At 38.3% G+C, this 19,410-nt stretch carries 15 protein-coding genes; all 15 read left to right on the plus strand.

The annotated features are described in order from the left end of the window. The first annotated feature begins 79 nt into the window (after nucleotides 1-79). The 15 genes from AA980_RS04240 to AA980_RS04310 all read left to right on the plus strand — a co-directional run bounded on the left by AA980_RS04240 (nucleotide 80) and on the right by AA980_RS04310 (nucleotide 19,371). Entirely contained in the window at nucleotides 80-919 is an 840-nt protein-coding gene (locus AA980_RS04240; protein WP_024029404.1) for a CheR family methyltransferase, read from the plus strand. After that, the gene (locus tag AA980_RS04245; protein ID WP_024029403.1) at nucleotides 891-1,931 is read left to right on the plus strand and encodes a protein-glutamate methylesterase/protein-glutamine glutaminase; all 1,041 of its coding nucleotides are present in this window, start codon (nucleotides 891-893) and stop codon (nucleotides 1,929-1,931) included. The genes AA980_RS04240 and AA980_RS04245 overlap by 29 nt, the downstream gene beginning before the upstream one ends. 413 nt (nucleotides 1,932-2,344) lie before the next feature. After that, nucleotides 2,345-4,237 (plus strand): flagellar hook-length control protein FliK, encoded by a 1,893-nt coding sequence (locus tag AA980_RS04250; protein WP_160310240.1) that lies wholly within the window; start codon nucleotides 2,345-2,347, stop codon nucleotides 4,235-4,237. A 17-nt stretch (nucleotides 4,238-4,254) separates the two neighbouring features. Continuing rightward, entirely contained in the window at nucleotides 4,255-4,692 is a 438-nt protein-coding gene (flgD, locus tag AA980_RS04255) for a flagellar hook assembly protein FlgD (RefSeq protein WP_024029401.1), read from the plus strand. Between the two features lie 37 nt (nucleotides 4,693-4,729). After that, nucleotides 4,730-5,674, plus strand: a complete 945-nt coding sequence (locus tag AA980_RS04260) for a flagellar hook-basal body complex protein (RefSeq protein ID WP_024029400.1) — start codon at nucleotides 4,730-4,732, stop codon at nucleotides 5,672-5,674. A gap of 136 nt (nucleotides 5,675-5,810) precedes the next feature. Then, nucleotides 5,811-6,785, plus strand: a complete 975-nt coding sequence (fliM, locus tag AA980_RS04265) for a flagellar motor switch protein FliM (protein WP_024029399.1) — start codon at nucleotides 5,811-5,813, stop codon at nucleotides 6,783-6,785. 1 nt (nucleotide 6,786) lies between these two features. Further along, entirely contained in the window at nucleotides 6,787-7,914 is a 1,128-nt protein-coding gene (gene fliY / locus AA980_RS04270) for a flagellar motor switch phosphatase FliY (protein ID WP_024029398.1), read from the plus strand. A 31-nt stretch (nucleotides 7,915-7,945) separates the two neighbouring features. Then, nucleotides 7,946-8,308 (plus strand): response regulator, encoded by a 363-nt coding sequence (locus AA980_RS04275; RefSeq protein WP_024029397.1) that lies wholly within the window; start codon nucleotides 7,946-7,948, stop codon nucleotides 8,306-8,308. A gap of 60 nt (nucleotides 8,309-8,368) precedes the next feature. Then, a complete protein-coding gene (locus AA980_RS04280) occupies nucleotides 8,369-8,803 on the plus strand; it encodes a TIGR03826 family flagellar region protein (RefSeq protein WP_024029396.1) in 435 nt (144 codons plus the stop codon). A 221-nt stretch (nucleotides 8,804-9,024) separates the two neighbouring features. After that, entirely contained in the window at nucleotides 9,025-11,178 is a 2,154-nt protein-coding gene (locus tag AA980_RS04285; RefSeq protein ID WP_024029395.1) for a methyl-accepting chemotaxis protein, read from the plus strand. Nucleotides 11,179-11,655: 477 nt separating this feature from the next. Then, nucleotides 11,656-13,878 (plus strand): HAMP domain-containing methyl-accepting chemotaxis protein, encoded by a 2,223-nt coding sequence (locus AA980_RS04290; protein ID WP_024029030.1) that lies wholly within the window; start codon nucleotides 11,656-11,658, stop codon nucleotides 13,876-13,878. 260 nt (nucleotides 13,879-14,138) lie between these two features. Further along, nucleotides 14,139-16,136, plus strand: coding sequence for a chemotaxis protein CheA (locus AA980_RS04295; RefSeq protein ID WP_024029029.1), 1,998 nt, complete (start codon nucleotides 14,139-14,141; stop codon nucleotides 16,134-16,136). A gap of 18 nt (nucleotides 16,137-16,154) precedes the next feature. After that, nucleotides 16,155-16,580, plus strand: a complete 426-nt coding sequence (locus AA980_RS04300) for a chemotaxis protein CheW (RefSeq protein WP_024029028.1) — start codon at nucleotides 16,155-16,157, stop codon at nucleotides 16,578-16,580. Nucleotides 16,581-16,640: 60 nt separating this feature from the next. After that, nucleotides 16,641-17,126 carry a chemotaxis protein CheW gene (locus AA980_RS04305; protein WP_034724275.1) on the plus strand — a complete coding sequence of 162 codons (486 nt, stop codon included), beginning with the start codon at nucleotides 16,641-16,643 and terminating at the stop codon, nucleotides 17,124-17,126. A gap of 31 nt (nucleotides 17,127-17,157) precedes the next feature. Then, complete coding sequence (locus tag AA980_RS04310) at nucleotides 17,158-19,371, plus strand: methyl-accepting chemotaxis protein (protein ID WP_024029026.1); 2,214 nt, start codon at nucleotides 17,158-17,160, stop codon at nucleotides 19,369-19,371. The last annotated feature ends 39 nt before the right edge of the window (nucleotides 19,372-19,410 follow it).

The following is a 19,410-nucleotide window of genomic DNA, read 5'->3' on the forward strand; positions in this document are numbered from 1 at the left end:
GATACTATCAAAGTAAAATTTGAAACATTTAGGAGTCTTTACAATATTAGCAGCACAGTGAAAGTTAAAGGTGATAAACGTGCAAGATAATGGACTAGTTACATTAAGCCAAATCATATATGACTTTTGTGGACTTCGGTTTGCTGACCGGCTTCCCACACTAAGAGAAAAAGTTTCAAAACGGCTAACGGAACTCGGCATCTCACACATGGAATATTGTCAATATTTGAAAAGGTCACCAAGGGAATGGGATGTTCTTATCGAGTTATTAACAATTAATGAAACATATTTCTATCGGGAAGAAAATCAATTAAACGAGTGTTGTTCCTATGTTTTATCCCTGGTAAAAAGAAAAACAAGAAACCGCCCGATACGAATTTGGAGTGCAGCCTGTTCGAGCGGTGAGGAACCCTATACTTTAGCCATGTTGATTCAGGAAACGGGAAAATTCTTACCTGGTTCGGTTGAGATTGTTGCAACGGATATTAACAAAAAGGTCCTTCGAAAAGCTGAAACGGGATGGTATCATCATGGATCGTTTGCTTTTAGAAGAACCCCTGAAAACCTTTTGAAGAAGTATTTTACAGATATAGACGGTGGATACCAAATCAATGCTTCTATTCGAAAAATGATCAAATTTCAGTATTTAAATCTGCTTGAACATGATAAAGTTTCTCAACTAGCAGAGGTAGATATCATTTTTTGTCGAAATGTTTTGATCTATTTTGATCAAGAAACGACAAAACGGGTAATCCGCAGCCTACATCAAAATTTAGCTGTGGGAGGATACTTGTTTCTTGGCCACGCTGAATCCATTACGGATATGACCTTGGGGTTTAAAAAAGTGGATTCAGATAAGACTTTTTATTATCGAAAGGAATCTGATCGGGATGAAACAGTACAGAGTATTAGTGGTTGATGACTCTGCATTTATGAGAAGAGCAATTAGCCATATACTGGAGGAGGACCCGCAATTTCATGTGATTGGCATTGCAAGGAACGGGGTTGAGGCTGTTGACAAGGTTCATCGGTTAAAGCCTGATCTAGTCACCATGGATGTAGAAATGCCGAAAATGAATGGGTTGCAGGCATTGGAGCAGATAATGCAAATTTCCCCGGTTTCAGTGGTGATGTTAAGCTCCCGAACTAGAGAAGGAGCGAAGGAAACTTTACATGCACTAGAACTCGGGGCCGTTGATTTCTTTTTAAAAGAAAGCTTAATCAGAGATCAGGATGGCGAAGTTCATAGCCAAGAATTTTTACAACGATTAAAAGGGATTGTAGAAGCCCAAAAACCGCGTGTTGCCGCTACGGTTCAACCGCTGCCAAGAAAAGCAAGAAAAATGAAGCAGCAAAGAACTGGGCTAATTTTCATTGGTTGTTCAACTGGAGGTCCTTCTGCCTTACAAACCATTCTCCCTCATTTTCCTGCGGATTTCTCAATTCCCATCGTTGTTGCTCAACATATGCCGCCTGGTTTTACAAAACCTTTGGCTGAGCGGTTTGATACCTTGTGTCAACTAGAAGTTAAGGAAGCAGATAATGGAGAAGTAGTGCAGGGGGGAACAATTTATATAGCACCCTCGGGTTATCAAACAAGATTTGAGAAAAAAACGGATGGAACAGTGATTTTTAAAGTGGATAACGATGTAGGCGGTGATGCCCTATATAAGCCTGCTATTGATATAACACTTGAATCAGCTGCACCAATCTTCACTAATCAGTTATTAGCTGTAATTTTAACTGGAATGGGAGTAGATGGGATGAAAGGGTGCGGCGTAGTGAAAAACTATCATGGACATGTATTTGTTGAGGCGAAGGATACCTGTATAGTTTATGGAATGCCAAAAGCCGTTTTGGAAGCAGGATTTGCGGATGGTCAATTTATCCGTTCTCAAATATATCAAGAAATAATATCTTTTATTAAGTGAGTGGGTATCCTCGGAAATCCAGCCCTTTTAATTAAAATGAATTTTTTATCAAAGAAAGTAAATTAACGATTCCGTTGAATCTAGCAAGGAAAAAAGAATCAAAAACTATCAAACACGAAATAGTAGAAGATGAAACAACAATCACTGTGCTAAGCATGTGATTAGCTAATATTTGAAATAAAAAATCCCGAGACACTAAAGGTAAAACAGGTACGGATTGCACCAACCTGCCTGTTTTTTTATTTTATTGATATAAGGGGCAATTATAATTAATCAAAAATCATTTGAAAAATGATTGAATAATAATTTGCTAGGAACAAAAAAACCTCATGACGTATACAAGTCTATGAGTTATAATATAAAGTAATTGAAATTAAATATTCAATCGAAAGGATGGAAGATGTTTGGAGGTTATGCAATTTCCTATCAAAATAAATCAAACAAACCTATCGGAAGGTGGAAGGCAAAAGTTAACTTCACAAACTAATTCTTTGGGGAATTCCTTCGATCAGATATTAGCTGGGTTTAACTTTTCAGGTCAAACCCTAGCATCAGACCGACAATCAATGGATCCTACTATCCAAAATGAATCTGGTACGGAAGAGAGCAGAATGATAGAACAAGCCTTTCCAAGTGAGGAAGATTGGTTGGAATTAGACTTGATTTTGTCTTCCTGGATTGCCGAAATCCATCAAGTTCAATATTCGCAAGATTTACCTGATGCCTCTTCTGCTAACCTTTACTCAGGAAACAAAGCAATCATATCAGCTATGTCTCCAATAGCGGGTTCAATAAAAGAGGCTACTGCCGATGAAAGTAATGGACCGGTCCCATCGTTACAAAAGGTGGAAAGTACGAATCAAACAGCAACTTTGAATCTCGATCAGTTCATGCAGCGGTTAGAAAAGGTAATGGGGGAATTACAGTCCCAAGAGGAAGATGATTCAATTGAAATCCCTGTTGATATAAGGGGCAAAATCCAATTAATATTAGATGAATCAAATTCAGTGAAGAAACCTATTGTCACCACACCAGTGGTTCGACAAACAGATAAAAATCCGTTCTTTTTTGATCACGAAATACAAGAAGTTAGTGTTACTTCTATGGAGGACGGGAAGAGACCGGCATCCCACCTGCAAAATGTTTCAGAAACAAAAGGAAACCTCCAACCTGATCTGAGGCAACTCAGTACAGAAGAGCAGCGGGAAAATAATACGACTAAAGTAACGGAAACGGAGCTAGGCCAACAACTACATACCAGACAACGAGATTTGCAAGAAAGTAGTTATTCTGGAAGCAACTTAAGGGAATTATCCGTGGCATTGGTAAATAATTATCAACAGGCAGCTTTAGACCACAGGATCGCATTGGGCCAATGGTTAGAAAAGGTCGAAGGTGTTTATCAAGGACTTACTTTTGACTCGAATAAATTGATACAGCACTCACCACTTGTTATTGGTGAATTACAGGTACTAGAGAACCAAAGTCCGATTAAGATTGACGGAAAAACCCAAATGATTTTGGATGATGTGCTTACGTCACCCAGTTCTTTGATTTCTAAATTTATTCCTAAGGAAACGAGTCAGGACGAATTCTCCTTTTTGCAAGATGAGGCTATTTCTTCTCAAGAGAAACAACCCTTAACTTCAGCTGAAGCAGTTAAGTTCCATGAGGAAGGTAAATTTGACCGAATATCTTTTCAACAGCAGTTGGAAGAATCAACGAAATCTACCGCACAAACAGTTTTAATAAATCAGCAGCAAAAATCAGAAGATTGGAATGTGTCGAAGGCAGCTCCATCTTCGCCAATTCTCTCCGTTTCTGAATTTGTTCCAGAAGTGAGCGGATGGATTGGCGGATATTTGAGGAGCACCAACGGCCAGTTAGGCAACATTGAGGCAAGATTTTCTTTATATCCAGAGCATTTAGGACATATAGAGATCAAAATTACTTCTCAATTAGGACAAATAACGGCACAAATAGTGGCGGAGACAGGGATGGCGAAAGAAGCACTAGAAGGTCAGCTTCACCAATTAAGACAGGCATTGCAACAGCATGGCTTACAGGTCAAAAATCTAGAAATCGTACAGCAAACACCGGTATCCATGGATGCGCACCAAGCAAACTTAGCTTTTTCTCAAGGGGATTCAAGTTCACCCCGTCAGCAACGGACCTTTACTGTTGATCAAAATGGATCAAAAAAACAGAATGGGACTGATGAAACTGAGATGGAGAAAGAGCAATTGTCTGTCCCCTACGGAGGAGCAGCTCCAAAGACTGCCTCACAAATAGATTTTACGGCATAGAAGGGAGCGATCGTAAAATGAGCACATGGGTGGATGTCAACACTGTTTCCAAAAACAATTCTATATACAATAATACTAATTCTTTCGAACAAAAAAGCATTCTTGGTAAGGACGACTTTCTTCGGATACTTGTTACACAGTTGTCAAACCAAGATCCTTCCAGTCCACTCCAGGATAAGGATTTTATTGCCCAATTGGCAACGTTTAGTTCCTTGGAACAAATGACCAATCTAAATAAATCATTCGAGAAGTTTGCCAGTAGCCAAATGAATCAGTACACTGCAGCGATTGGAAAAGAGATTAGCTGGACACCACCAGGGAACACATCCCCTGTATCTGGTGTAGTTACTGGGATATCTTCGCAAGACGGAAACTATTTTTATATAGTTGGGAATGAAAAAGTGCCTACAGAAATTGTTACCGAAATCAAGCAAGTGATAACTGAGTCAAAATAATCTATCAAAAAGACTAGAAAATAAGGAGGAACACACTATGTTAAATTCACTATACTCAGGAGTTTCCGGAATGAAGGGCTCTCAAACGAAACTCGATGTCATCGGCAATAATATTGCCAATGTCAATACGGTAGGATTCAAGAAGGGGCGAGTCGTTTTTCAAGATATTATTAATAGAAATATAGGTGGAGCGGTCGCACCTACCAATGTGAGTGGCGGGGTGAATCCAATGCAAGTTGGCCTTGGAACAAGGATAGCTTCCATTGATACGGTCCATACACCGGGGAGCCCAATGTCAACCTACGTGGGCACCGATTTAGCCATTGATGGAGAGGCGTTTTTTGTTGTTTCCCCTGAAAATGGTGGTCCGAACTACTTAACGAAGGCTGGTAATTTCACACGTGATGCAAATGGGTATATAGTCAATTCCAACGGATTTTTTGTCATGGGAGTAGTTCAGGATGAAGATGGAAATCCAGTAACAAAAGCCATCAAAATAGTAGAAGATGAAACGATTAATCAGGATGGCACTGGTGCTTCTGGCACAGATTCAGATGAAAAACATATGAAATTCACATCTTATTCTATCGATCCTAACGGATATATTATTGTTGTTCGTGAAGATGGAAAAAGTGGGAAATTAGCAATGAATGATGAAGGTAAATATTATATGAACGATTCAGACGATAAATTAAACGAGAACATTTCCATCGGTACAGCCGTTGTTGCCAATCCCGGGGGCCTTACTAAGGTTGGAAATACAATGTTTGCGGTAACTGGAAACTCTGGAGAAGCTGACCTAAATCGGATTGAAGATAACAAAGGTGGTACAGTTATCTCTGGTGTTCTAGAAATGTCCAACGTTGATTTAACCGAAGAATTTACCGAGATGATAATAGCACAGCGTGGGTTCCAAGCGAATGCTAGAACTATTACAACATCGGATTCAATTCTGGAAGAAATTGTTAATTTGAAACGATAATATAATTTAATGAGGGACACTCTTCCTCTGTAAAAAAATAGAAAAACAAAGAAATAATCAAATGAAGCAAATAAAATATTGTTCAAATTTACAAAAAATGATTTAATAACTCAGGGAAGAGTTAGGGGGATGCCCATTGGCAGATATATTATCGCAATATGAAATCGATGCACTTTTATCAGCCTTAAATAATGGCGAATTGCAAGCATCCGATGTAACAGAACAGAAGGAAAAAGTAAAAGTATATGATTTCAAACGGGCGATGCGATATTCTAAGGAGCAATTACGCAGTATTACTAGAATACACGAGAATTTTACCCGATTGCTGACATCCTATCTTTCAGCACAACTAAGAACGTTTGTTCAAATTGAAATAGACCTAGTAGATCAAGTGAACTATCAGGAATTTATCGCGTCCATCCCCTCGCGAACAATTTTGAACATTTTTGAGGTGAAACCGATGGATGAAAAAATGGTCATGGAAATAAATCCACAAGTGGCCTACTCCATCTTAGAACGGTTGCTGGGGGGACATGGGGATCCGTCTACTCGAAACGGAACATTAACAGAAATCGAGACGGTGCTCATGCAAAGGATTTTTAGCCGTGCGTTTGACATGTATCAAGAGGCATGGAAAAACATTGAAAATATTAAGGTGAAGTGGGAAGCGATAGAATCTAATCCGCAGTTTATTCAGATCGCATCCCCAAATGATACAGTGATTATCATCGCACTCCGTACTACTATAGGGGAAATTACAGGGCGGATGACACTTTGTTTACCGCATTTCATCGTGGAACCAGTACTGCCAAAATTATCTACACATCAATGGCTTTCATCCATGGCGAAAACGGCCGTTCCACAGCATGATATTTTAAAGGATAATCTAGACACAGTAAATGTCCCGGTGGTTGCTGAAATCGGTAAGGCAACCTTACAAGTTTCCGATCTCTTCAATCTGCAAATTGGAGACGTGATTGGAATTGAAACAGGGAAGCTTCAAGTCAAAGTAGGTCATTTGACAAGGTTTCTGGGGAACCCTGGCCTTCAAAAAGGGCACTACGCAGTTCAGATTGAACAAATAATCCACTCAGAAGGAGATGATCAATAAAATGGGTGATGGTTTACTATCTCAAGAAGAGATCAATGCGCTGTTTAATCAAACAGATGCAAAAAGTTCTTTATCTATCGATGATTTTTTGAGCTCCATGGAGAAAGACGCATTAGGGGAGATTGGAAATATTTCGTTAGGAAGTTCTACCACGGCTCTATCCACACTGTTGAACCAACGGGTAGAAATCACTACGCCTACACTCTCTGTTATTGAGCGGGATCGAATTGAAGAGGTCATACAGGAAAAGAATGTAGCCGTTCACGTCGATTATACTGAAGGCATCCGTGGTAAAAATATGTTGATGATCAAAGAAAATGATGCAAAAATTATTGCCGATTTGATGATGGGCGGTGAGGGAACAGGTGGGGATTTTGAACTTTCGGAACTGCATCTAAGTGCTGTTCAGGAAGCTATGAATCAGATGATGGGGTCAGCGGCTACCTCCATGTCAACTTTGTTTCGACAAAAAGTGGATATTTCGCCACCTTCCATAGATGTACTCGGTTTACCGCCAAAAAAATTAGACCAATTTAAGGAAGATATTATCATCGAAGTTTCCTTCCATTTAAGTGTAGGAACCCTCATTGATTCTAATATGATACAGTTAATACCTTTGTCTTTCGCAAAAGAGATGATTCAACAAATCCTTTATCCTGAAGCTCCAGCCGTCCATAGTTCGGTAAGAGAAGAAGCGGCAGTTACACCTATTCAGGAAGTGGCAGCCCAAACCACTGCAACTTCACAGTCTGAGGGAATAGCAAATTCACATATCCCGACAGAGCCTACAGCCAATTCTAACGTACAAAAAGTAGAATATGCTGCTTTCTCTGAGAAACCAGCAGGTAGCGGTGCAAGCAGTGGTACAGGTAATATCGATATGTTATTTGATATTCCGTTGGGGATTACCGTGGAGCTGGGACGAACGGAAATGCAGATCCGCAAAATCCTTGAATTGGGGCCGGGTGCCGTTATCCAACTAGATAAATTGGCAGGCGAGCCAGTGGATATTCTTGCAAACCATAAGCTAATAGCCAAAGGGGAAGTGGTCGTGATTGAAGAGAACTTTGGTGTACGTATCACAGACATTATTAGCCCAGTTGATCGACTAACGAAGATGACTATGTAAATATCATTACTGAATATTGGAGGAGCATAATATGGCAAGGGTTTTAATCGTAGATGATGCAGCTTTTATGCGCATGATGTTAAAAGATATTTTGATTAAGAATGGACTAGAAGTGGTTGGAGAAGCAGTGAATGGTGCAGATGCCATCGAAAAATACCGGGAACTGCAGCCTGATGTTGTGACGATGGACATTACAATGCCTGAAATGGATGGAATTACGTCTGTAAAGCAAATTCGAGCACTTTATCCACAAGCTAAGATTATCATGTGTTCGGCTATGGGCCAACAACCGATGGTATTAGAGGCGATTCAAGCGGGTGCGAAGGATTTCATTGTAAAGCCATTCCAAGCTGACCGGGTAATTGACTCGATTAATAAAGTGATAGCAAGCTAATTACTTTCGATTTCCTAGTTTTATCATTACAAGTTAAAGGAAAAATAAGGGGGGAGCCTTTTGGGTACACCGCAATTAACTAATTGTCCAAAGTGCGGGAAGCTCTTCCTGCGCATAAGAAATATTTGTGACGGATGTTATCAAAAACAAGAAGAGGATTTTCTGAAGGCAGCCGGATATTTGCGGGAGCACTCTGGAATTACGATTCAAGAATTAAGCGACCAAACTGGAGTCTCGGTTACTCAAATCCGTCAATTTATCTGGGCAGGTAGAATTTTGGTGGATCAATTTCCTAACCTATCTTATCCATGTGAAACGTGCGGAAATATGATACAAAAGGGAAGAAAATGCAAAGACTGCCTGGATACTATTAATAAGTTAGCCAGTCAAATTAGTAATAGAGAAGAAAAGGGAGAAGGGGACCGCAGTCATGAACGGAAAAGTTTGGCAGGTGGTTATATATCCCATTACTTAAAAGAAAAAAGCGAGACATGATCGGTTCCGATCACTCTCGCTTTTTTTGAGTTGGATAAAGGGAGAATTCGTATTTGATTGGCATGGGTTTTGACTCTTTTATCAAACAACCATTCATTTTCAAAAAAACAAAAGTCAAAAAGACTTCAAAATAGTTTGGTTAAAATGTAAAAAATTATGCTAATATGAGGTGGGTTATTAATCGGGGAATGTATTTGAGGGCAAAAAAGGAGAGGAAATTAATGTGGAAAAAAGTTTCAATGAATGTGAAACAGTGGGGCAGTTATATCATCGTGATTTTATTTTTTATAGTGGTAACAGATGTTTCTTATAATAATGTAAACCATCTAAGAGATCAAACCCAATTTATCGGAAAAACGGACGTACCAAAGATTGTATTAGTAGGAAGCTTTAAAGAAGACTTTTCCCGTATTAGTTTATATTCAACAAAACAGGCATTTGAGCGTGATGAAGCAGATAAATTAAAAATGGAGAAGACAGTTAATGAAGATATCACAAAGGTAAGAAAGAATATGAAGGAACTGGATAAACTAGACCTTTCTATTCAAGATAAAAAGCTATTCACTGAATTCCGAGAAAGCTTTGAAGAATATGTTGAAAGTCTTCCATCATTCTTTGAGATATCTAAAAGCAACAATTATGACTTAATACATACACAAATAGGGTTATTGGCGTCTCGTGAAGAAAATATCTTCACTTCTCTTGATAACCTCAAAATAGTTGCCCAAAAAGGTGCCAATGATACCCTTAAGGCTTCTGCCCAAGATTCAAATAAGTTTAATTATGAAATTTTAATCCTGTCTGTTGTAGCCTCTCTTTTTAGCGTTTTTGTTGCATTCCTAATGACTAGACTTATTCGTCAATCTGTTACAAGAGTAGTGAAAAATGTTGATATTACCACCAATTCTGTTAGTGAAATAAAAAAATCGATTAATCAAACCACCCTTAGTTCACAGCAGTTAGATGTTTCCATGAACAAAACAAATCATTCTATAAACGAACTTGTTGCATCTATTCAGCAGGTTGCGGGCTCCACCAATATTACAGCAACTGGAGTAGACGAAATATCTGCTGCGATTGAACAAATGAGTGCGACGATTAATTTAGTTGCAGAGAGTGCCGGACAATTAGATGCTTCAGCTGAAGCAACATCGACTGCTATCCAAGAAATGATGGTTTCTGTTGACAATGTGGCTGAAAATGCCGGTAATGCAGGTGTAAGTGTAGAACAAATCTCTTTAGCAATTGAATTAATGAGCAAATCTATTAAGGCGGTTAGTGAAAACGCTGTAAGTTTGCACCAGACTGCTGAACAATCATCTGATACAGTTGAAGAAATGGTCGTTTCAATTAAGAAAATTGCCGACAGTGCGCAAACAGTCAACCAACTAAGTAATTCTGTTAAGAACGATGCCATTGAAGGCACAGTCTCGTTGAATGAAACATTGAATGGGATGAAAGAGATTTTTCAGGTGATTAGTCAAGCGAGTGATGTGATGGAGAACTTGGGAAAAAGTTCGGAAGCAATCGGCAGCATTATCGAAGTTATTGATGAAATCGCGGAACAAACGAATCTATTAGCACTAAATGCTGCAATTGAGGCTGCACGTGCTGGAGAGCATGGCAAAGGTTTTGCAGTTGTTGCAGATGAAGTGCGTAAACTTGCTGAACGGTCTGCCAAAGCAACAAAAGAAATTTCAGGCCTGATCAAAGGGATTCAAACTGAAACAGCTGTTGCCATCGCTTCAATTAAAACAGGTGCAGATAAAGTAAGCATTGGAAATCAATTGGCAGAAAAAACGAATCAGGCTATTAAGAAAATAACTGAAGGTATTGCCCAAGTGACTGAGGAAATGAACCAAATTGCTAAAGCCACGGAAGAACAAACGAGTAATAGCGAATTCATCACAAAAGTGGTTGAAAATTTTACGGACCAAGCGACAGAAATGACGTATTCAACTAAAGAACAATCAATCACGGCTGAAGAAATAGTCACTGGGATAATAAATACAAAGAAACAAGTTCAGCAAATCAGTATCGAAACGGCTGAACAAGCGAAAGGTGGTAGTGCTATCGTAAACGCAATTGAAAATGTCACAACCCAAACTAGCTCAGTAACAAACGCTACTCGAGAACAGGCCCTAACTGCCGAAGAAATTGTTCGAAACATCAGTAGTATTAAAGAAATGGTTCAACATATGACGATATCGGCGGATAATCAGGCAAGATATGGTCAAGAAATAGCCTTAGAGGTTGAAAATGTTCAGAAACAAACGGAAGAGTTAAATGCCAGCATTGAAACGCAAACGAAAGAAGCTGAAGAGGTAGTACATGCAATCGCAGATGTAAATACCCAAATAGAAAAACTAAAATAATGGAGATATGAGCTTCAACACCATCGCAAAAAATTTGCACTGGCGTTTTATTAAAAATAAGGCTGTGTTAAAGTACATTGTTGATTTTGAGACAATGTTGATTGGAGTGGAAGGCGCGAGACTCCTGCGGGAGCAGCGGGACAGGTGAGACCCCGCAGGCGCCGCCGAGGAGGCTCATCGCCCGCCCCGCGGAAAGCGAAGCGCCTGGAACGGAAATCAACATTCACTTTTAACACAGCCAAAAATAAAAAAACTTGGTTGATGAAAAAGACTATTTTCACCCCGATTAAACTAGAATACAGATCACATTGTATTAATCAAAAACCCGTATTTTTCTAAAGAGTTATTTGAAAAGAAAGCTAAAATTAAAAACTATCAAAAAAATTGGGATAAAAGATCAAAATTTATGTTAATATGAGTTATATATTTAAAGAGTGTAAAAAGTCCTATTATTTTAGTCGGGGGAGAAGGTAAATAATGTTGAAAAAACCGTCAATTAACGTATCAAGCAAGGCATTAAGAAAAGCCGTAAGAAATGTGTTTAATAAATTGTCTATGAATATGAAATTATGGGGCAGTTTTATCATCGTCTTATTGTTTTTAGGTATTATTTCTTTTGTTTCCTACAATAATATTAACCGATTAAACTCTCAAATGGGTTATTTAGGAAATACGCAAGTTCCCAAAATTGAATTAGTTGGAAACTTGAAAGAAGAGGTAACTAATATTCGTTTATATGCAACTAAACACGCTTATGAGGCAAACGCTCAGGATAAGGAAAATATCGAGAAATTTATCGCCGAAGATGTTAAAAAGGTAAGAAAAAATATAAAAGAAATCGAAAAATTAGACGATTCTTCTAATCAAAAAAATAATAGTAAATTACTGGATAATTTCAACAAAGACTTTGAAAAATTTGTTGACCTTATACCATCATTCTTTGAAGAATCTAAAAGTAACGATTATGAGACTGTCCATGGAAAAATGGGGTTGTTAGCAGCCTTGGGATCAAAAGCCAACCTCTCACTTGATGAATTAGCAAAAGGTGTTAAAAAAAGCAATGATGAAATGATTAAAACATCCGAACATGATGCATCTGGTTCCATTAATCAAATTATTATCTCTTCTATTGCAGCCGTACTTTTTAGTGTTTTAATTGGTTTCTTAATGACCAGACTCATTCGTAAATCTGTTACAACCGTTGTAAAAAATGTAGAAGTCACAACTAATTCCGCTGCTGAAATTAAAAAGTCCATTGATAAAACCGCTAAAAGTGCACAAGAATTAGATTCTTCTATGAATAAAGCAAACGATGCTGTAAGTGAACTCGTTGCCTCTATTCAACAGGTTGCAGGAAGCACCAACGTAACTGCAACTGGCGTCGATGAAATCTCTGCTGCGGTAGAACAAATGAGCGCTTCGATTAATTTAGTGGCAGAAAGTGCTGACCAGTTGGATTCATCTGCAGAAGAAACATCTTCAGCTATTCAAGAAATGATGGTCTCTATCGAACAAGTAGCGATTAATGTAGGAAACGCCGGTACTGGTGTAGAACAAATTACTAAAGCAATTGAATTAATTAGTAAATCCATTAAAGAGGTTAGTGAAAATGCGGTAAATCTGACTGCAACCGCTGAACAATCTTCTGAAACAGTTGAGGAAATGGTTGTATCAATTAAGCAAGTTGCAGATAGTGCACAAACAGTTAATCAACTTAGCAATTCTGTTAAGAATGATGCGCTTGAAGGAACAATCTCTCTTAATGAAACGTTGAATGGGATGGAAGAAATTTCTCAAGTGATTAATCAGGCAAGTGATGTGATTGAAAACTTAGGGAAAAGTTCTAATGAAATCGGAAGTATTATCGAAGTTATTGATGATATCGCAGATCAAACAAATTTATTAGCACTTAATGCTGCGATTGAAGCTGCCCGTGCGGGTGAACATGGAAGGGGCTTTGCGGTTGTTGCCGATGAAGTACGTAAATTAGCTGAAAGATCAGCAAAAGCAACAAAAGAAATTTCTGTTTTAATCAAAGATATTCAAAATGAGACTGCTGTAGCCGTCACTTCTATCAAAGATGGTGAAGATAAAGTTAAGGCAGGAAATCAGTTGGCGGAAAAAACAAATCAAGCAATTAAGAAAATATCTGAAGGAATAGCCCTAGTAACAGAGGAAATGAATCAAATTGCCAAAGCCACTGAGGAACAAACAAAGAATAGCGAATTCATTACAAAAGTGGTAGAGAATGTAGCAAAACAAGCAGCAGAAATGACGCAATCAACAAAAGAACAATCGCTTACTGCTGAAGAAATCGTCAAAGGCATTATTGATACAAAAGAACAGGTTCAACAGATAAGTATGGCAACAGGCGAGCAAGCGCAAGGAACGGTAGCAATTGTAGCTGCAATTGAAAATGTTACAATTCAATCTAGTTCTGTGACCAGCGCTACAAAAGAACAGGCCCTTACTGCCGAAGAAATTGTACATAATATCAGCAATATTAAAGAAATGGTAAGTCAAATGTTGATTGCTACAAATGACCAAGCAAAGTACGGTCAAGAAATTGCCTTGGAGGTTGGAAAAGTTAATAAACAAACAGAAGAATTAACTATAGCCATTGAAACGGAAACGAGAGAAGTGGAAGAAGTGCTTCACGCGATCAATGATGTAAATCAGCAAGTAAAAAAACTAAAATAATGGATGTAGAGCTGAGACACTTTCGCAGAATAGGCGGAGGTGTTTTATCAATGGTTCCATTTACCCGATTTTTGATAGTTGGAGAGTTTTATCAAAAAAACACCTTGATCTAAAGTGATTTTCCAAGATAAATATTGCGAAATCTAAAAAACTATCAAAATAATTTGAGTTAAAAGTCAAAAAGTATGGTAAAATGGGACAAATATACTACTTTTACATAAAAAATTACTGCTATTTGCGATGTGCGGAAGGAGTCTGAAATGGATTTAAGTAATTATTTAGAAATGTTTATCGAAGAATCAAAAGATCATTTGCAAGCAATAAACGATGAATTGTTAAAGCTGGAAACAGATCCTAATAATACAGCTATTATCAACGAAATCTTTCGGTCAGCCCACACACTTAAAGGGATGGCTGGATCGATGGGGTTTGATGACCTGGCGTCATTGACTCATCAAATGGAAAACGTCTTAGATCTTCTCCGAAATTCCAAATTGGTTATCACAACAGAAATTATGGATGTCATTTTTAAATGTGTAGATTTCATCGAAAAAATGGTAGATAGTGTCGAGCAGGGTGGCGATGGAAAAGAAAATGTAGTGGATATCGTACAACAGCTAGAACAAATTCAAAATCCATCCAGCGCGCATCATGCAGACGTTCTTGACGCCTCTCTTGAGGTGGCTGTTGCTGCGGAGCTAGTGATTGATGAGTATCAATATTCCGTAATCAATGAAGCAAGGAAGACTGGCAACCAAGTTTTTCAAATCACGGTAACATTAGATGAACGATGTGTGATGAAGTCGATAAGGGCCTATATGGTATTTCAAATTGCTGAGGAACTTGGTGAAATCATTCAGACCCATCCAACGGTAGAACAAATAGAAGAAGACAATTTTGGCGATTCATTTTCCCTTTTGTTGTTGTCACAGCGCGAGATAAAAGAAATTCAAACACAATTAGCCAATGTCTCTGAAGTAAAGGAAGTCATCGTTTCTGAACAAATACACCAAGAAATGGTATTAGGAAAAGAAGTTGATACACAAACTCAGATAACCCAAGCGCAAGATAAAGAAGACTCGGCTGATAGCAAGAAAAAACAACGGTCAAAATCGATTCGTGTAGATATTGATAAACTGGACCACTTAATGAACTTATTCAGTGAACTGATTATTGATCGAGGAAGACTGGAACAAATAGCTCGTAAATCGGAGCTTTCCGAACTAACGGAGACAGTGGAGCATATGACCCGGATTTCAACAGACCTGCAAGATCTCGTTTTAAATATGCGCATGGTTCCTGTCGAGCAAGTGTTTAATAGATTTCCGCGATTGGTGAGAGATTTGGCGAAAGAACTGAATAAGAAAGTTCAATTGGTGATGGAAGGTGCTGAAACAGAATTAGATCGGACGGTCATTGATGAGATCGGAGACCCATTGGTCCATCTGCTCCGAAATGCTTTAGATCATGGACTTGAGTCTGCGGAGGAAAGAAAAGCTAGTAATAAGAACGAAGAAGGTACTATTCTTTTGAAGGCCTACCACGGTGGTAACCATGTGTTTATTGAAGTGATTGATGATGGGAAGGGCATTAATCGTGAAAAAGTGCTGAGCAAGGCAATTGAGCGCGGCGTCATATCGTCAGAAGAAGCAAAATCGCTTTCAGATCAACAAATTTATGCGTTAATTTTTTCATCTGGATTTAGTACTGCAGATAAAATATCAGATATTTCAGGTCGTGGTGTGGGCCTGGATGTTGTTAAAACTAAAATTGAATCTTTGGGTGGTGTAATCACTATTGATTCGACACCAGGACAAGGGTCTATATTCCACATCCAGCTGCCGCTAACTTTATCAATCATTAATTCAATGTTAGTAAGGGTGGAAGATGAAACCTACGCGATTCCATTTAGTTCGATTGTGGAAATTACAATGGTTTCACAAGATATTGTTTCAACCCTGCATGGACAAAGAGTTATTCAGTTCCGAGGACAAGTTGTTCCGTTAGTTTATTTAAATGAAGTTTTCCATGTACCTTCATCCGAAACAGAGTTCAACGAACAACAGCATTATGTCATTATTGTTCGAAAGGGAACGAAGACAGTAGGATTAGTGGTTGACTCTGTTCTTGGACAGCAAGAGGTAGTTTTAAAATCTTTAGGAGGTTTCTTAGACAACCTGTATGCTATTTCAGGCGCAACAATCCTTGGAAACGGTGAAGTTGCGCTAATAATAGATTCTAATCAGTTTATCAAATAGAAAGGAAGGTCGTTCTCAATGGAAATGTTGAAAATAGTCGCCTTTAAATTGGGAGATGAAGAGTACGGTTTGGACATTGATCAAGTGCAGTCGATCGAACGAATCGAACATATTACAAGAGTTCCCAATGCGCCATCGTATGTAAAAGGCGTGATCAATCTTCGGGGAAAGGTCAATCCAATTATTGACCTTCGAAGTAAATTAAACCTTGGAGTAGCACAATATACCGAAAATACACGAGTGATTATCGTAAAGTATGAGGATATTGAGTTGGGATTAATTGTTGATCAAACTAGTGATGTGATTGATATAGATCCCAAGGCAATCGAAATAATTTCTTCTGACAATTTTAATGCCGACTATTTTAGAGGTATTGCCAAAGTCGATGGGCGTTTGGTTATTTTAATTAAGCTTGCAGAACTAATGCAAACTCCTACTAACTGAAAATAGAAATTAATTGAATGAAGCAGGTCTATAATGTTAATGAAGAAAAGGGGGTTCATAATGATGGATCAAATCAATTTTCAGGATTTTAAGGCACTCATTTTTAAAGTAGGCCAAGAAGAGTATGGGGTACATATCAATCAAGTGGTTTCTATCGAGAGAATGCAGACCATTACGCCTTATCCAAATCGGCAGCCACATGTATTGGGAGTTACTTCAATTCGAGAAGTAGTGACACCTATTGTTGATGTACGTACAGCACTAACAGGGGAGACAATTAAACCAACCGATGATATGCGTATCATTATCGTTCAGGTTGGTGAAAAAGAAATCGGCCTTGTAGTCGATTCGGCAACGGATGTGTTGGATATTGCTTCCGACACGATTCAGCAGCCCAATCTATTGGAGGAAAAAAATGTTTCTTATCTGAAAGGAATAGCTAAACAAGGCAATCGGTTATTAATCCTCTTAGATATTGAAAAGTTACTCCAAGACACAACAAATTTAGATGAATTGAAAGAAATAAAAGATGAGTTAAGTTCGTAAAAAATTATTAGATTCAGAAGGAGAAAGTTAAATGTTTCGTAAAACATCAAGTAAGTCATCAAGTAAATCAATAAGTAAATCACCAAATAAGGTGAGAATGAAGATCCCAATGAGTGTACAACAGTGGGGGAGCTATATCGCCATTATCTTATTTTTAGCTTTTATATTTTTTGTTTCGTATAAAAATATTAATCTTTTGAGTGGATTAATAAATAAATTAGGGAATGAACAAATAACTAAAATAAAATTAACCGCCGATATAAAAGAAAAGCAAGCTCAAATTCGTTATGAGTTAGTCCAGCATGCGTACGTAACAGACGAAGCGGATAAAGCAAAAGCAGAGCGGGAAATAAAAGAAAACGCCAATCTAATTAGAAAAAATATAAAAGAACTGGATAGGTTTGTTGTTACAGCGGAAACGAAACAGGATATTGCAAAGTACAGTGATTACTTTGATAAATGGATGGATATAACTCCAGCATTCTTCCAATATTCTAGAAGTTTTAACATTGACAGTATCCAATCTCAATTACTTCTAGTGACAAGTTACGCTGATAAGGCCGACAAATCACTTGACATAATTGGAGCTGGGATCGACCAATTCAATGATATGATGGTCAAAGATTCTAAACAAAGTTCTGTAAGTTCCATTAATCAAATAATTGTTGTTTCTCTGATTGCGATCCTTTTTAGCATCCTAATTTCATTCAATATCACTAGAATTGTTCGTCGTTCTGTTTCTAGCGTGGTGAAAAATGCAGAGATTACGACTAATTCCGTTACCGAAATAAAAAATTCTATTGATAAAACGGCTATCAGTGCACATGAATTAGATGAATCTATGAATAAAGCAAACGATTCTATTAGCGAACTGGTTGCGTCTATTCAACAGGTAGCTGGTAATACCAATGTAACAGCAACCGGCGTGGATGAAATATCCGCTGCAGTGGAACAAATGAGTGCTTCTATTAATTTGGTTGCTGGAAGTACAGATCATTTAGATGCTTCTGCTGAAGAAACTTCTTCTGCTATTCAAGAAATGATGGCTTCCATCGAACAAGTGGCAGTAAGCGTTGGGAATGCGGGTGTAAGTGTGGAACAAATCTCTTCATCTATTGAAGAAATGAGCAAGTCCATTAAAGGGGTTAGCGAAAATGCTGTTAGTTTGACCGATACTGCTGAACAAACATCGGAAACCGTTGAGGAAATGGTTGTTTCCATTAAGCAAGTGGCCGATAGTGCGCAAACAGTTAACCAACTCAGCAACTCTGTTAAGAGCGATGCCCTCGAAGGAACGATTTCTCTAAATGAAACCTTGAATGGGATGAAAGAAATCTCTGAGGTGATTAACCAAACGAGTGATGTAATCGAGAACTTAGGGAAAAGTTCTGAAGAAATTGGCAGTATTATCGAAGTCATTGATGATATCGCAGAACAAACCAATCTACTGGCACTCAACGCCGCGATTGAAGCTGCACGTGCTGGAGAACATGGAAAAGGATTTGCCGTTGTTGCTGAAGAGGTCCGTAAATTAGCAGAGCGGTCTGCAAAAGCAACAAAAGAAATAGCCGTCCTAATCAAAGGCATCCAAAATGAAACTACTGTTGCTGTTACTTCTATCAAAGATGGGGAGCAGAAAGTAAAAGTTGGGAATCAATTGGCTGAAAAAACGAATCAAGCAATCAAGAAAATTTCTGAAGGGATTGCCCAAGTTACAGAAGAAATGAATCAAATTGCCAAAGCGACAGAAGAACAAACGCAAAATAGCGAATTTATTACAAAAGCGGTTGAGAATGTGACGAAACAAGCAACAGAAATGACGCATTCTACAAAAGAACAATCCATCACAGCCGAAGAAATTGTCAGAGGGATTATTGACACAAAAGAACAGGTTCACCAAATTAGTATTGCTACGGCAGAACAGGCAAAAGGCAGTCAAGCAATTGTAACAGCAATTGAAAATGTCACCACTCAATCTAGTTCGGTGACCAATGCAACGAGGGAACAGGCACTAAGTGCAGAAGAAATCGTTCGAAATATTAGCAATATTAAAGAAATGGTCCAACAAATGACGATCGCTACAAATGATCAAGCTAGATATGGCCAAGAAATCGCGTTAGAGGCTGGAAATGTTCAGAAGCAAGCAGAAGAGTTAAATGCTACCATTGAATTACAAACGAAAGAAGTCGAGGAGGTCGTCCACGCAATCACCGATGTCAATACAGAAATATTAAGACTAAAGTAATTTACTTTTAATAGAAGAAACGCTTTCGCAGAAAATTGC

The organism is Neobacillus vireti, assembly GCF_001026695.1.
Classification (GTDB): domain Bacteria; phylum Bacillota; class Bacilli; order Bacillales; family Cytobacillaceae; genus Neobacillus; species Neobacillus vireti.

Bases quoted from the DNA above. Each gene is read 5' to 3' on its own strand.
- AA980_RS04300 (WP_024029028.1), top strand. From the start codon at position 16,155: ATGGAAATGTTGAAAATAGTCGCCTTTAAATTGGGAGATGAAGAGTAC.
- flgD (WP_024029401.1), top strand. From the start codon at position 4,255: ATGAGCACATGGGTGGATGTCAACACTGTTTCCAAAAACAATTCTATA.
- AA980_RS04305 (WP_034724275.1), top strand. From the start codon at position 16,641: ATGATGGATCAAATCAATTTTCAGGATTTTAAGGCACTCATTTTTAAA.
- AA980_RS04250 (WP_160310240.1), top strand. From the start codon at position 2,345: ATGCAATTTCCTATCAAAATAAATCAAACAAACCTATCGGAAGGTGGA.
- AA980_RS04310 (WP_024029026.1), top strand. From the start codon at position 17,158: ATGTTTCGTAAAACATCAAGTAAGTCATCAAGTAAATCAATAAGTAAA.
- AA980_RS04285 (WP_024029395.1), top strand. From the start codon at position 9,025: ATGTGGAAAAAAGTTTCAATGAATGTGAAACAGTGGGGCAGTTATATC.
- AA980_RS04295 (WP_024029029.1), top strand. From the start codon at position 14,139: ATGGATTTAAGTAATTATTTAGAAATGTTTATCGAAGAATCAAAAGAT.
- AA980_RS04245 (WP_024029403.1), top strand. From the start codon at position 891: ATGAAACAGTACAGAGTATTAGTGGTTGATGACTCTGCATTTATGAGA.
- AA980_RS04290 (WP_024029030.1), top strand. From the start codon at position 11,656: ATGTTGAAAAAACCGTCAATTAACGTATCAAGCAAGGCATTAAGAAAA.
- AA980_RS04275 (WP_024029397.1), top strand. From the start codon at position 7,946: ATGGCAAGGGTTTTAATCGTAGATGATGCAGCTTTTATGCGCATGATG.
- AA980_RS04260 (WP_024029400.1), top strand. From the start codon at position 4,730: ATGTTAAATTCACTATACTCAGGAGTTTCCGGAATGAAGGGCTCTCAA.
- fliY (WP_024029398.1), top strand. From the start codon at position 6,787: ATGGGTGATGGTTTACTATCTCAAGAAGAGATCAATGCGCTGTTTAAT.